Source organism: Bradyrhizobium sp. LA6.8, from assembly GCF_040547935.1.
GTDB lineage: Bacteria > Pseudomonadota > Alphaproteobacteria > Rhizobiales > Xanthobacteraceae > Bradyrhizobium > Bradyrhizobium barranii.
The window spans coordinates 262856-276214 of record NZ_JBEPQQ010000008.1; the positions used below are offsets into that span (position 1 = coordinate 262856).

The following is a 13359-nucleotide window of genomic DNA, read 5'->3' on the forward strand; positions in this document are numbered from 1 at the left end:
GCTTTGCCCACCCTACGGCAGCGAGACTACGGCCTCTTCAGAAACACGAACTCCGTGTCATCGTAAGCCCGCCGCTCCAATTCCTCGTAGCCTTCCGGCGTCACGAACTGCGCCGCCTTCGCCTCTTCGACCACGAGCAGCGCACCCGGTGTGAGCCAGCCACCGTCGCGCAAGCTCGCGAGCGCCTTCTCCGCAAATCCTTGGCCATAGGGCGGATCGAGGAACACCAGTGAGAACGGCTCGACAGGGTGCGCGGGGCCGAGATCGGTCGCATCGCGGCGATAGACCTTGGTGACGCCGCCGAGGCCGAGCGTCTCGACATTGTTGCGCAGCAGCGCGCGCGCTTCCGCGCCGTTGTCGACGAACAGTGTGAACTTCGCTCCACGTGACGACGCTTCGATGCCGAGCGCGCCGGTGCCGGCGAAGAGATCTAGCACGCGCGCGTCCTCGATCGGATCGTCATAGGCGTGCACGAGGATGTTGAACACGGACTCGCGCAACCGGTCCGCCGTGGGGCGGATGTCGCGCGAGGACGGTGAGGCGAGATTGCGCCCCTTCAAACGACCGCCGACGACGCGCAATCAGTCCTCCCGCGGCGTCAGATCGCGCTTGCCGTGATAGCCGCGCTTGGGGCGGCGCGGCGGGCCGTAGCCGTTGGCCTCGGACTCGTTGCGCTCGCGCGCTTCCTCGCTGCCGGTGCGCTGCACCAGCACACGGCGGCCCTTGCGATCGTTGATCACATCACGCTTGCTGGCAGGCTTCTTCTCGCGCGGCGCTTCGCCGTCGGGTGAAGAAGATTTCTTCGGCACGTCGAACTGCGCGCCCGACTTCTCGATCACCTTGTCGCCGAGCTGATCACGCAGCACGCGCGACTTGATCTCCTCGACCTGGCCTTCGGGGACCTCGCCGAGCTGGAACGGCCCATAGGACACGCGGATCAGCCGGTTCACCTCGAGCCCGAGATGGGCGCAGACGTTGCGCACCTCGCGGTTCTTGCCTTCGCGGATCGCGAACACCAGCCAGACATTGGCACCCTGGTCGCGCTCCAGCGTCGCGTCGATCGGGCCGTATTTGACGCCTTCGACCTCGATGCCTTCCTTCAATTCGTCGAGCTGCGCCTGGGTGACGTCGCCATGGGCGCGGACGCGGTAGCGGCGCAGCCAGCCGGTGTCCGGCAATTCGAGCGTACGCGCGAGCCCGCCGTCGTTGGTGAGCAGCAGCAGGCCTTCGGTGTTGAAGTCGAGCCGGCCGATCGAGATCAGCCGCGGCAGGCCTTCGGGCAGATTGTCAAACACGGTCGGACGGCCCTCGGGGTCGTCATGCGTCGTCATCAGCCCGCGCGGCTTGTGGTAGAGGAACAGCCGCGTACGCTCACGCTCCGGCAACGGCTTGCCGTCGACAGTGACGACGTCGTTCGAGGTGATGTCGAGCGCCGGCGAATTGATGACGCGGCCGTTGACGGCGACGCGGCCCTGCGTGACCATCTCCTCGGCGTCGCGGCGCGAGGCGAGGCCCGCACGCGACAGCACTTTTGCGATACGCTCGCCGGCCTTCTTCGGCTTCGGTGCTTCGTCACGGCGCGGACGGCCCTCGAAATCCCGATCACGGTCACGATAGGCGCCGCGACCACCGAAGGCGGGGCGCTTCTCGAAGATCCTGCTCTCATCCTCGTTTTCACGGCGCGGACGGTCGCCGAAGCGGCCTTCGTTGCGCGGATGCTCGTGCCAATCGGAGCGGCCCTCGGAGCGCTCGCGCGGACGATTGAATTTGGGACGATCGCCGCGTTCGCCATCGCCATCACGACGAGGCCGATCGAATTTCGGACGGTCGTCGCGCGGGCGATCAAATTTGGGCCGATCGAACTTGGGCCGCTCGCGGAACGGACGATCGCCGGACGCGCGATCGTCGCGCGAACGCGAGAAACGCGGACGGTCATCGCCGCCACCTTGCCGATCCTCGCGCTTCTGCCAGGGCTTGTCTTCGCTGCGGTCGCGGCCGCCGAAATCCTTGCGCGGACCCTTGCTGAAGTCCTTGCGCGGCGGACGATCGCCACGCGGACCCGCGTCGCGCTTCTGCCACGGCTTTGAATCGCTGCGCTCGCCACGATCGCGCGGGCGGTCGCCGAAATCACGCGGGCGATCGCTGCGGTCCGGCGCACCACGCGAAAACTTCCGCTCGCCGTCGAACTTGCGTTCCGGGCGGTCGCCACGCGGCGCGTAGGGCCGCTTGTCGCCGAATTTCTTGTCACCGAACCGGCCGGCGGGACGGGAATCGTCGCGATCCCGGCTGCGCGGCGGACGGTCGTCTCGGCCATAGGACGGGCGATCACCGCGCGGCTTGAACGGCCGCTTCTCGCCATCGCGCGCGCCGCGATCGGAGAACGGGCGGTCGCCGCGCGGCTTGAAGCTGCGCTCGCCGCGCTCCTCACCGCCGCGGTCGTCGCGCTTGAATTTCGGACGGTCGCTGAAATCGCGGCGCGGGGCATCGCCCTCCTCGCGGCGGCGGAACGGACGATCCCCGCGGTCGGCGCGAGGCGGACGGCTGTCGCGGTCGCCACGGGGCGGGCGGGCGTCGCCCCTGCCCTCAGGGCCGCGCTTGGCGAATTTCTTCTCAGGGCCACGCGGCTTGCCGGACCGGCCCTTGGGCGGGCCTCCCCTTGCCGGGCCTCGCCGGCCGCGGGAATCGTTGTCTTTGTCGCTGTCGCGAGGCATGAATAATCTCACTTAGGGGTGGCCAAAAAGCAGTGTGCGCGCTCGCTTCGAGCCGCATGCTCAGGCAAATCCGGTATTCACTCTTGCTGAAGGCGGAGCTACTAGCAGGTTTCTGACGATGATACGAGGCTTGAAAGCCCCCTCTTTCATGGATTTGGCGCTCAAAACGGCCGAAAATGCCGGAAAGGCGGGCGAAGTTCCGATCGGATGCGTCGTGGTCCGCAATTACGAGGTCATCGCCACCGCGGCGAACCGGACGCTGACCGATTACGACCCGACCGCCCATGCCGAGATCATTGCGCTGCGCGAGGCCGCCAAAAAGATCGGCAGCGAGCGCCTGGTCGACTGCGACCTCTACGTGACGCTGGAGCCCTGCACCATGTGTGCGGGCGCGATCTCCTTTGCAAGGGTCAGGCGACTCTATTACGGCGCCGCCGATCCCAAGGGCGGCGCGGTCGAGTCCGGCGTGCGGTTCTTCGCTTCCCCCACCTGCCATCATGCGCCGGATGTCTATTCCGGGGTCGGCGAGAGCGAGTCGGCGCGGCTGCTCAAGGACTTCTTTCGGGAGCGGCGCTAAGGCGCCGAGAAAAACTCGCGCAGCGCCTTCGCGGTGACGTCCGGGTTCTCCTCGGTGAGGAAATGGCCGGAGTCCACCGGCATGCCGTCGACGTTGGTCGCCCATTGCTTCCAGGTGTCGAGCGGCGTCGCGGCGGCCTGGGCGATACCCGCGCCACCCCACAGGGCCAGCATCGGCACGGTGATCTTCTTGCCGGCTTCGAAATCGGCCTTGTCGAGGTCGTAATCGAAATAGGCGCCGGCGCGGTAGTCCTCGCACATCGCATGCACGCGGGCGGGATCGCGGAACGGGGCGATGTAATGTTCGAGTGCACGCTCGTCGATGGCGTCCAGCGTCTTCGACTTGGTCTGGCTCGCCATCTTGAAGCGCAGGAAGAACTCGCCATTGCCTGAAATCAGCGTCTCCGGCAGTGGCGCGGGCTGGGCGAGGAAGGTCCAGTGATAGATCTTCAGCGCGTAGGCGCGGTTCATCCGCTCCCAGTAATTATAGGTCGGCAGGATATCGAGCACGGCGAGGCGCGACAGCCGGCCGGGATGGTCGAGCGCCAGCCGATACGACACCCGGCCGCCGCGGTCGTGGCCGGCCAGCGCGAAGTGGACGTGGCCGAGTTGCTCCATCGCCTCGACCATGGTCTTGGCCATCGCGCGCTTGCTGTAGGGGATGTGCTGCGCATCGCTCTCGGGCATGTCGGACCAGCCATAGCCCGGCAGATCGGCGATGATCAGCGTGAACTTGTCGGCGAGCTGCGGCGCCACGCGGTGCCACATCACGTTGGTCTCTGAGAAGCCGTGCAGCAACAGCAGCGGCGGCCCCTTGCCGCCGACGCGGGCGAAGATGCGGCCGAGGGAGGTGTTGATCCACTCGGAGCCAAAGCCCGGATAGAGGTCGGCGAGATCGGACATCTTCGGCATCCTTATCTGGTCAGTCCCGTCTGGTCAGTCCTGGGCCGCCTCGAACAAAAATGTCGAAAACAACCCCATGCACAGTAGCACGGTGGTCACCTGTGAGGGTTGCTAACCCCAACAGGCGATTGCGCAATTTTGGAATGCCGATGTGGCGGAGCGGAGGCACGCGGCAATCGTGATGCCCGCACGCGCGTATTGCGGAAAAAAAGCCTGTCAGGCCCGGGCCTTCTCGGCTTCCACCGCCTGCCAGCCGATGTCGCGGCGGCAGAAGCCTTCCGGCCAGTTGATGCGGTCGACGGCCTGATAGGCACGCGCCTGCGCCTCGGTCACGGTCTTGCCGAGCGCGCACACGTTGAGCACGCGGCCGCCATTGGCGAGGATCGCGCCGTCCTTCTCAACCGTGCCCGCATGGAAGATCTCGGCGGTCTCGACCTCTGAGGCGTCATCGAGCCCTTCGATGCGCGTGCCCTTCTGATAGTCGCCGGGATAGCCCTTCGCCGCCATCACCACCGTGAGCGCGGAGTCCGGATACCAGCGCAGGTCGAAATGCTTCAACTCCCCGTCGCAGGCGGCGATGAACGCCGGCACGATGTCGGACATCATGCGCAGCATCAGCACCTGGCACTCGGGATCGCCGAAGCGCACGTTGAACTCGAACAGTTTTGGGCCCTGCGTCGTCAGCATAATCCCGGCGTAAAGGATGCCGCGGAACGGCGTGCCGCGCTGCTTCATGCCGGCGACCGTCGGCAGAATGATCTTTGCCATGATCGCATCGTGGATCGCGGGCGTGACCAGCGGCGTCGGCGAATAGGCGCCCATGCCGCCGGTGTTCGGGCCGACGTCGTGGTCGAACACGCGCTTGTGGTCCTGCGCGGAAGCGAGAGGGATGGCGGTCTCGCCGTCGCACAGCGCGAAGAAGCTGATCTCGCGGCCCGGCAGGAATTCCTCGATCACGACCTCGGCGCCGGCTTCGCCAAAGGCGCCCTCGAACATCATGGCGATGGCGTCCTCGGCCTCGCGCACGGTCTTGGCGACCACGACGCCCTTGCCGGCGGCAAGTCCGTCGGCCTTGACCACGATCGGCGCACCCTGGCTCTGGACATAGGCACGCGCATCATTGGCGTTGGTGAAGCGCTTGTAGGCGCCGGTCGGAATGCCGAATTCGGTGCACAGCGCCTTGGTGAACCCCTTGGAGCTTTCGAGCTGTGCCGCCACCCCGCTCGGCCCGAACGCCTTGATGCCGGCGGCGGTGAGATCGTCGACGATGCCGGCGGCCAGCGGCGTCTCCGGGCCGACCACCACGAGCTCGACCGCATTCGTCTTGCAGAAGTCGATCACCGCGGCATGGTCGGCGACATCGAGCGCCACGCATTCCGCCTCCCGCGCGATGCCGGCATTGCCGGGCGCGCACCAGAATTTGGTCACCAGGGGGGAGGCTGCGATTTTCCATGCGAGGGCATGTTCGCGGCCGCCGGAACCAAGCAGGAGAATGTGCATCGAGGGCTCAGAATGAGGGGTTTTGCTTGAGGGCGGAGGTCGCACGAATCGCGGCGGGTCTCAAGGGGAAACGCCCCGAACTCCCCGTCATTCCGGGGCGCGGCGAAGCCCGCTTTCCTTCTCCCCTTGCGGGAGAAGGTGGCGCGAAGCGCCGGATGAGGGGTATCTATCCACACGCAAAAAAGCTCGTGGAGGCAGACCCCTCACCCGAGTGAGCCTGCGTCCACCGGCGGAGATGCCCTCTCCCGCAAGGGGAGAGGGCACAACAATCTGCACCGCGTCAGCGACGCCCGAGAACGACAATCGCCGCTAAACCTGCCTCCCCGCAATGATCTCCTGCAACGTCGCCACATGCCGCGCGAAGGCGCCGCGGCCGGTCGCGGTCGCGGTCACCGTGGTCTGCGGCTTCTTGCCGACAAAGGCCTTTTCCACCGAGACGTATCCGGCCTTGGCCAGGGTCTCGATATGCGCGCCGAGATTGCCGTCGGTGGCGCCGGTGAGCTTCTTCAGCCTCGAAAATTCCAGACCTGCGGTCGCAGGCAGCGCGTTGAGCGCCGCCATGATCTTCAGCCGCAGCGGCTGGTGGATGATGTCGTCGAGCTCGGCCATGCGCTAGATCCGCCGCATCCAGAGTCCGCCGAGGATCAGCCCACCGCCATTGACGAACGCCATCCAGAGCGGGAACGCCTCCCCGATGTAGAAGAAACCAATCAGTGTCAGCGCAGCGATGCCAAGACCGATCGCGACGAAGGCGTAGCCGAACCAGAGACCCGCCAGCGTATAGAACAGCATGAAGTAGAGCGGCCAGAACGCGCCGAGCTGGCGTGGACCGAAATGGCCGACGACGTTGGTGCAGAGATAGCCGAAGGCGAAGAACAGCACGAAGACCAGAACGAGCCTGACATCGAAGGCGGCACCATGCGGACGGAGCGGTGGATTGAGCAACCGGATTCCGACCAGACCGCCGACGCCCAGAATGTCCACGGCAACCCAGGCGTGGACCGCGTAGACCGGCCAGAGCCAGGTCACGAGATTGCCTGCGAACACGAGGACTCCCCACCAGACCGCTGCGAGGCTTGCGAGCTCGTAGAGCTGCGATTGCTTCACGCGCTGGACGATGTCGTCGATGTCGGCCAGCGCCGCGGAGGCCTCCTCGCTGTCGATCATGACTGCCCTGCCCCGCGCGTTGCCACGTCCTCAGCGATCGCATTGACCGCCTTCGGATTGGTGACCATGCCCATGTGATTGACGCCGTCGATCATCTTGACGTCGACCGACGGCTTCACCGCCTGCACGGTCTCGGCATATTTGTCCGAGATCATCATCTCGTCGTCGGCGCCGCCGAAAATCGTCATCGGGTGTGTCACCCCGGGCAGATCGAGGCGATAGCCGCGTGTCGCAAAGTTGCGCATCAGGCGGTCGGAATAGGTGGAGGTGAGGTACTTGGCCGAATTCGCCGGCACGGCGAAGGCGAGCACTGGAAGCTGCGAACAACAGTCGATGCCGAGCTTGCGCAGCGCCGCCAGCCCGAAGTAGCGCGGAAGGTCAGCATTGGCCCAACCGCCGGCGTGCGGCTTGTTGGTCGGCGCGTCGTAGCCGAGATAGGGCGCGATCAGGACAGTGCGGACGAACAGGTCCTGCATGATCGGCGTCGCGGCAACACGCAGCGAGAAGCCGGCGCCGGCGGAATGACCGATCAAGGTCAGTGGCAAATCGGGCGCGCTCTTGCGGACATGGGCGACGAAGTCGACCAGATCGTCCTCGAGCTGGCCGACATAGCCGATATCACCGCGCGTGCCGGAGGCGCCGTGGCCGCGCGTATCGAGTGCCCAGGTCTCGACGCCGTGCGCGGCGAATGCTGCCGTCAGGGCATGGTTCACGGTACCGGAGGAACCGGACGATCCATGGATGAAGATGGCGCCGCGGTCGGTGGCCGTCCCCTTCGGCGCGTAGTGCCGGAAGCCAAGCCAGGTACCGTCGCGGGCCTGGAACCGCTCCAGCGGCGGGAGGGTGGACCAGTCGATCCCCTTGGCCGAGTCCGAGACCGAGCGCATCTCGGCAGGCCGCTCCAGCGGCGTCGCGATCAGGGCGGTAAGCAGCAGCGCAGCTGCGCCAACCGCGCACAGTCCCCATTTCAACAGGCTTAGAGAACCCCGCAGCAACCGCATCGCCATCGCAAACTCCCTCGAACTGATCGTTGATAGAGGACTCTATAATACAGAGTACTCTCCATATCAATCCCAGGATTGGCGCCGCGCGGCGAAAATCCTTAACGTCGGGTCTGACCCCAAAATGCCGAATCGTTTGCCGATGCCGCCTGCGGAACCACTGCTCAACGCCCCCGAATTCACCGTCTCCGAGCTCTCGCAGTCCCTGAAGCGGACGGTCGAGGACGCCTTTGGCCATGTCCGGGTCCGCGGCGAGATCTCAGGCTTCCGTGGCGCCCACTCCTCCGGCCACTGCTATTTCGCGCTCAAGGACGAGAGCGCCAAGATCGAGGCGGTGATCTGGAAGGGCGTGCACGGGCGGATGCGCTTCAAGCCCCAGGAGGGGCTCGAGGTCATCGCCACCGGCAAGCTCACGACCTATCCGGGCTCCTCCAAGTACCAGATCGTGATCGAGGCGCTGGAGCCGGCCGGCATCGGCGCGCTGATGGCGCTGATGGAGGAGCGCAAGAAGAAGCTCGCCGCCGAGGGCCTGTTCGACGAGGCGCGCAAGCAGTTGCTGCCCTGGCTGCCGGAAGTGATCGGCGTGGTGACCTCGCCGACCGGCGCCGTCATCCGCGACATCCTGCATCGGCTGGAGGACCGCTTTCCCCGCCACGTGCTGGTGTGGCCGGTCAAGGTGCAGGGTGAAGGCTCGGCCGAGCAGGTCGCAGCCGCAATCCGCGGCTTCAACGCGCTGCCCGAGGGCGGCGAGATTCCGCGGCCCGACGTGCTGATCGTGGCACGCGGCGGCGGCTCGCTGGAGGATCTCTGGTCGTTCAACGAGGAGATCGTGGTGCGGGCGGCGGCCGAGAGCATGATCCCGCTGATCTCGGCGGTCGGGCACGAGACCGACATCACGCTGATCGACTTCGTCGCTGACAAGCGCGCGCCGACGCCGACGGCAGCGGCCGAGATGGCGGTGCCGGTGCGCAGCGATCTCTTCGTCGAGGTCGCCGATCTCGCGCGGCGCACCCGCGCCTATTGGCAACGCGCCCATGAGAGCCGCCGAAGCGAGCTGCGCGCCGCCGCGCGCGCGCTGCCCGCGGCAGGCGATCTGCTCGCGATCCCGCGGCAACGGCTGGATTCGGCGGGCGCGTCGCTACCCCGCGGCCTCAAGGCCAACACGCACGCGCATTTCCGCCGGTTTACCGCGGCGAGCGCAAAGCTGACGCTGCGGGTGCTGCACGGGCAGATTTCGCAGGCCGATCACCGCCTCACCGTGTGCGGCGAGCGGCTCGGCCTGTCCGCACGCTCGCTACTGCGGCAACGACGCGACCGTTTCGCCGGGCTGGAGGTGCGCTTGCGCGCCTCGAAACTTTCGAATGCGCAGGCGCAGCGCAACGCAATTGCCCGCCAGCGCGAGCGCACGCATCGTCTGGCCGAGCGCGCCAACCGCGCGCTTGTCACGCTGTTGCAGCGGCTGGATGCCCGCATCGAGAACAGCGGCAAGCTGCTCTCGGCCTTGTCGTATCGCGGCGTGCTCGCGCGCGGCTTTGCTCTGGTACGGGACGAGGCCGGCCATCCCTTGCATTCGGCCGACGCGATTGGTCCCGGCGCACGCCTCGAGATCGAGTTTGCGGACGGCCGTGTCGGCGCGACGGCGGATGCGGATCGCCCGGCGCCGACGGCAAAGCGTGCGCCGGCGCAAGCAAAGCCGGCCGCGCAGGACGCCAAGCCCGCGCCGAAGCGCGTGGCCAAGCCGGTGGATCAGGGCAATTTGTTTTGAGACGCGACAGCGTTGCCCCGCCCCCGCTGTCATTCCCCGCGAAAGCGGGGAATCCAGTACGCCGCAGCTTCTCGGCTCAATCACTAACGTCTCGGAGTACTGGATCGCCCGGTCAAGCCGGGCGATGACAGCAAGGGTGTGGAAACAGCTCGTAGCCCGCCTACCGGCAGGACAATCCCGCGTCGATCGTGGTCCAGAAGCCGCAATGTTCCGGCGCGATCATCGGCGCGCCGGCGTGGGCTTCGAACAGGAAGATCGCGACGGTGAAGACGATCAGTGCGGATGAGAACAGGACGAAGCGGTTGCGCATGAGGACTGCGTTTAATCGACAACGTGGTCGAACTAAGGCGCCGTCACCTGCTGAAACCGCCGCGACACGCGATACGTAGATTCACGGTCGGCCATACTCCGTGCAGGGCGGTGGTCGATGCGGGGCTGTCCGCCTAACGTTGTTCCTCGGGCGGCCCCGCTTGCGAATCCGTAGCCCGGATGGAGCGCAGCGTAATCCGGGGTTCGTGCCGCGTCTCGAGATTCCCGGATTGCGCTGCGCTCCATCCGGGCTACGAAGCTACGAGATCGCCCTCACCGCGCCAGCCACTCCGCGACTTCCCGCTGCGACTCTGCGCGCGCCTCTGCGTCCGTGCCGAGATGGCCGTACTCGGGCGCGGCGGCGTCGGTGGTGCCGGCAGCGGCGTGCAGCGGCGTATTGGCGCGGTCGAAATCGTGATAGGCGCCGGGATAGACCACGATGCGCGTGAGCGCGCTGCGGCCGCGGGCGCCGTCGACCATCTGGCGGCAGGCCGGCGGTGACGAGACGTCGTCATTGGCGCCGATCAGCACCAGGGTCGGCACCCGAGCGCTCCAGCCAAGGCCGGCGGAGATCCGGCAATCCGGATAGAACGCGATCGCCGCGCGAAAATCCGGCCCGGCTTCGCGCGCGGCGCTCTGCGGACGCACGGCCCAGAGCAGTGCGCTGGCGCCGTTGGCCCAGCCGATCAGGCTGACGCGGTCGCGCGCGACCCAACTCTGCTTCATCAGCCAGGCGCGCGAGGCCGCGATGTCGGCGACGCGCTCGCGACGTGCCTTGATGTGCATCTCCTTGACGCGGCATTGCGGCCCGAGCTCGCGCGAGCCGTAGCTGTCGGGCAGCAGCACGGCGTTGCCGGCCTTCAGCAATTGCAGCGCCCAGTCGCGATAGCGCGGCAGCACCGATTCTGAATGATTGCCAAGGCCGCCGCAGCCGTGCAGCGCGATCACGGTCGGAAACGGCCCCTCGCCTTCGGGCTTGTAGAGCTGCCCATGCAGGATTCCGGACGACAGCGGAATGTCGACCTGCTGCGGCGCCGGCGCGGCGTGCGCGGCCGACATCAGCAGCATCAGGAACAGGGCGGTCAGTCGAAGGCGCATCGGATTCTGCCGTGGAAGATGCCGGAACCGGCCATCCCTCGCGCGAAGCACTATCATGCGGAAACGGCGGCAAAACATCACAAACCGGTGGGTTTACCGGGCGGACAAGCCACCCTATCTATGCTAAATCCCGTACAACACATCGTGCCCTCCAGGGTTTTCCGCGGAGAGGCCTTCCACGGAGACTTTCGACCGTGCTGAACAAGTTCGGCCCCTCGGGCCATGGCGAAGCGCAGGTGCAATATCTCGACGGCGATTTCCGCGTGATCTCGCCGGGGACCTTCGTGCGTTGCGCGATCACCGACACGCGGATTCCGCTCGACGAATTGAAGTACTGGAGCGTGGACCTGCAAGAGGCCTACGCCACGCCGGCCGCCGTGCTGCAGCGGCATTTCCCCGGCGCGCTGAAGCCGCAGCCGTGAGGCCGCGCCTGCGCTTCTATTGCTGTTCAGCGGCATCTCCGCCCACGCAGGTCTTGATGAAGATCTTCCTGGGCTCGCCGACGACCTTCTGATCGATCGCCTGCTTGAGGCAATCGACCCGCGCCTGCGCCATGCAGAGCTGCATCTGGTCGCGCTTGTCCTGGCCCTTCAGGCTTTGCGTCGTCGCAAGACAGGTGACGCGCTTGGTCGCGGGGACTGGCACCGTGCCGGTTGGCGCAGCGGGCGCCGTCGGCGGCGGCGTCTGCGCAAACACGGGCGCAATGATCAGACACACAAGACTGGCAGCGACGGCTGCGGATGGCAGTTTCATCGGATTCTCCTGATCGTCTGGAACCGATAGGCGTCTTGCGATGAATGTTGCCTGAATGGCGGGCTGCTGCGGGGTGAGTAAAGCGTAGCTGTCCTGCCAGCGTAGCACGAGCGGGACAGATTTTCGCGCAGCATGAGGATGGAGACGATGTTCGCGCGCACCTGCACTGCGCGCCTCGCCGCCGAAGTGATCTCCGTCGTGCCGATCCGCGTTGCATCGAATCGCGCTTGCACTCCGTAGTAAGTCACTTCGCGCTGTGGTTGGATTTTTCGTTGCGGTTCGGCGCCCTCAGGTTGTTTGACGAAGTCTTGGTGAAACAGAGCGCTGCTAGACTGCGTGTTAGGTAATTAGCCCTGCTCTTTTATCGCGCAGACAATCAAGTCAACCAAACGGCCATTGAGCTTTGGAATTGGCGCAGTCTGTGAACGGGCTCATATCGAAGAGCCATCTGGCGGGCTACCATCACCTCGAAAATTCGCGGTGGAATATTTTTTAGATCGAAAGTCAAAGGATGGGGGTGATCATGCCCACCATACTAGACATGCTCTATCGTGAATATTGCCGCGCCCGCCTCGCTGAAATGCGGAAACAGCTTCTGATCATAGCTCAACGCTCTGAAGCTACCGAAGCGCATCATCATCTTGCGGATCAGGGTGACGATGAGAGGACGGACGCACAACGCAAGACCGGTCGCGGCGTGCCGCATTGAAGCGGCCACGAGACCGGCGAACTCTCCCGCGTAGCAGTGACCAAGCAATTGGCGGCAGTTTGGGAGCAAGCGATGAATACACCCGAATGCTATACTGTCATGGTGGCCTGCGTCTCGTGCCTGACCATCATCGGAATGATGGCTGTTGGAGCCTGGTGAGGGGACTGACCGCTGAGCCGGGATTGCACGCCCTTAACGGGTCCACTGGCAAGCACGTTCAGTCGGACCTGTGGCGCCGGACACAGCACGCGCCCTCCCGCATCGTCCGCCGATGGACGCCGGAAGGCCTTCGCCTCGCCTCAGCGCGCAGACCTGCTTTTTGCTGTGAGGTAAGCGTTGCCGCCGCCTGATACGATTGCGGCGGCATCGCTTGAGATCCGGATGTCAGCCTCCGGGCGGACTATACGAAGAGCGCAGCTTCGCCGCGTTCTGGCGGACCTGCTTGATCTCGTCCTGCGTGAACAGCCGGGTCAGTTTCACGTTCTGCAGGGTGCCCACCGTGACCGTCAGACCGGAGATGGCCGGAGCCGTGCTCGGATCAGGCACATCGAAAATCACCAAAACGCCCGGACCGTCGGCAGCAACGCTGTACATCGAAATCAGCTTGCCGCCGGCCGCTTCAATGAGTTTTGTCGCCGCCTCCTGGCGATTGATCGTGGGGTTTTCCAAAATGGCGTTGAGAGCGCGTGGTGTATATTGTCCAGTGAGGCAAAAATGCATGGCATGTTCTCCTCTGAGCTTTTGGCAATAACTCTCCGGCCGTTCCGAACTGATCGTAACGGTCTCGCATCTGAAATGATGATGGTACGTTGCCCGCCGTGGGCATAAACGCCGCCGATGATTGCCGGGAGTTCGGCACGTCCCGGT

15 protein-coding genes are annotated in these 13359 nt (G+C 65.5%); 3 read left to right on the plus strand and 12 right to left on the minus strand.

The window, feature by feature from the left end:
• Positions 1-26: 26 nt before the first annotated feature.
• Complete coding sequence (gene rsmD / locus ABIA90_RS32980; protein ID WP_354120863.1) at positions 27-581, minus strand: 16S rRNA (guanine(966)-N(2))-methyltransferase RsmD; 555 nt, start codon at positions 579-581, stop codon at positions 27-29.
• Entirely contained in the window at positions 582-2711 is a 2130-nt protein-coding gene (locus ABIA90_RS32985) for a pseudouridine synthase (protein WP_354120862.1), read from the minus strand.
• Positions 2712-2829: 118 nt separating this feature from the next.
• Between ABIA90_RS32985 and ABIA90_RS32990 the strand changes: the two genes are divergently transcribed.
• Positions 2830-3288 (plus strand): nucleoside deaminase, encoded by a 459-nt coding sequence (locus ABIA90_RS32990; RefSeq protein WP_354120948.1) that lies wholly within the window; start codon positions 2830-2832, stop codon positions 3286-3288.
• Here the strand turns inward: ABIA90_RS32990 and ABIA90_RS32995 are convergent.
• The 5 genes from ABIA90_RS32995 to ABIA90_RS33015 form a co-directional block, all read right to left on the minus strand.
• Positions 3285-4190, minus strand: coding sequence for an alpha/beta fold hydrolase (locus ABIA90_RS32995; RefSeq protein ID WP_354120861.1), 906 nt, complete (start codon positions 4188-4190; stop codon positions 3285-3287). The two genes, ABIA90_RS32990 and ABIA90_RS32995, sit on opposite strands and share 4 nt — an antisense overlap.
• Positions 4191-4406: 216 nt before the next feature.
• The gene (gene purD, locus ABIA90_RS33000; RefSeq protein WP_354120860.1) at positions 4407-5690 is read right to left on the minus strand and encodes a phosphoribosylamine--glycine ligase; all 1284 of its coding nucleotides are present in this window, start codon (positions 5688-5690) and stop codon (positions 4407-4409) included.
• A gap of 309 nt (positions 5691-5999) precedes the next feature.
• Positions 6000-6299 (minus strand): winged helix-turn-helix domain-containing protein, encoded by a 300-nt coding sequence (locus tag ABIA90_RS33005; protein ID WP_354120859.1) that lies wholly within the window; start codon positions 6297-6299, stop codon positions 6000-6002.
• A gap of 3 nt (positions 6300-6302) precedes the next feature.
• Positions 6303-6857: a hypothetical protein gene (locus ABIA90_RS33010; RefSeq protein WP_354120858.1), complete on the minus strand. Its 555-nt coding sequence runs from the start codon at positions 6855-6857 to the stop codon at positions 6303-6305.
• The gene (locus tag ABIA90_RS33015; protein ID WP_354120857.1) at positions 6854-7864 is read right to left on the minus strand and encodes an alpha/beta hydrolase; all 1011 of its coding nucleotides are present in this window, start codon (positions 7862-7864) and stop codon (positions 6854-6856) included. The genes ABIA90_RS33010 and ABIA90_RS33015 overlap by 4 nt, the downstream gene beginning before the upstream one ends.
• A gap of 136 nt (positions 7865-8000) precedes the next feature.
• On the opposite strand from ABIA90_RS33015, the gene xseA reads away from it, so the two are divergent.
• On the plus strand, positions 8001-9623 hold the full coding sequence (gene xseA / locus ABIA90_RS33020; RefSeq protein ID WP_354120947.1) for an exodeoxyribonuclease VII large subunit: 1623 nt from the start codon (positions 8001-8003) through the stop codon (positions 9621-9623).
• Positions 9624-9783: 160 nt separating this feature from the next.
• Here xseA and ABIA90_RS33025 read toward each other — a convergent pair whose 3' ends face one another.
• Together ABIA90_RS33025 and ABIA90_RS33030 are read right to left on the minus strand one after the other, a co-directional pair.
• A complete protein-coding gene (locus tag ABIA90_RS33025; protein WP_008130160.1) occupies positions 9784-9933 on the minus strand; it encodes a hypothetical protein in 150 nt (49 codons plus the stop codon).
• Positions 9934-10205: 272 nt separating this feature from the next.
• Positions 10206-11030: a dienelactone hydrolase family protein gene (locus ABIA90_RS33030; RefSeq protein WP_354120856.1), complete on the minus strand. Its 825-nt coding sequence runs from the start codon at positions 11028-11030 to the stop codon at positions 10206-10208.
• 194 nt (positions 11031-11224) lie between these two features.
• Here ABIA90_RS33030 and ABIA90_RS33035 point away from each other — a divergent pair, with 194 nt between their 5' ends.
• Positions 11225-11452, plus strand: coding sequence for a DUF2093 domain-containing protein (locus ABIA90_RS33035; RefSeq protein WP_014491939.1), 228 nt, complete (start codon positions 11225-11227; stop codon positions 11450-11452).
• Between the two features lie 16 nt (positions 11453-11468).
• Here the strand turns inward: ABIA90_RS33035 and ABIA90_RS33040 are convergent, their stop codons facing one another.
• The 3 genes from ABIA90_RS33040 to ABIA90_RS33050 all read right to left on the minus strand — a co-directional run bounded on the left by ABIA90_RS33040 (position 11469) and on the right by ABIA90_RS33050 (position 13212).
• Positions 11469-11783, minus strand: coding sequence for a hypothetical protein (locus ABIA90_RS33040; RefSeq protein WP_354120855.1), 315 nt, complete (start codon positions 11781-11783; stop codon positions 11469-11471).
• Between the two features lie 535 nt (positions 11784-12318).
• Positions 12319-12489 (minus strand): hypothetical protein, encoded by a 171-nt coding sequence (locus tag ABIA90_RS33045; protein WP_166083903.1) that lies wholly within the window; start codon positions 12487-12489, stop codon positions 12319-12321.
• A 387-nt stretch (positions 12490-12876) separates the two neighbouring features.
• Positions 12877-13212, minus strand: a complete 336-nt coding sequence (locus ABIA90_RS33050; protein WP_063985608.1) for a GYD domain-containing protein — start codon at positions 13210-13212, stop codon at positions 12877-12879.
• Between the last annotated feature and the right edge of the window lie 147 nt (positions 13213-13359).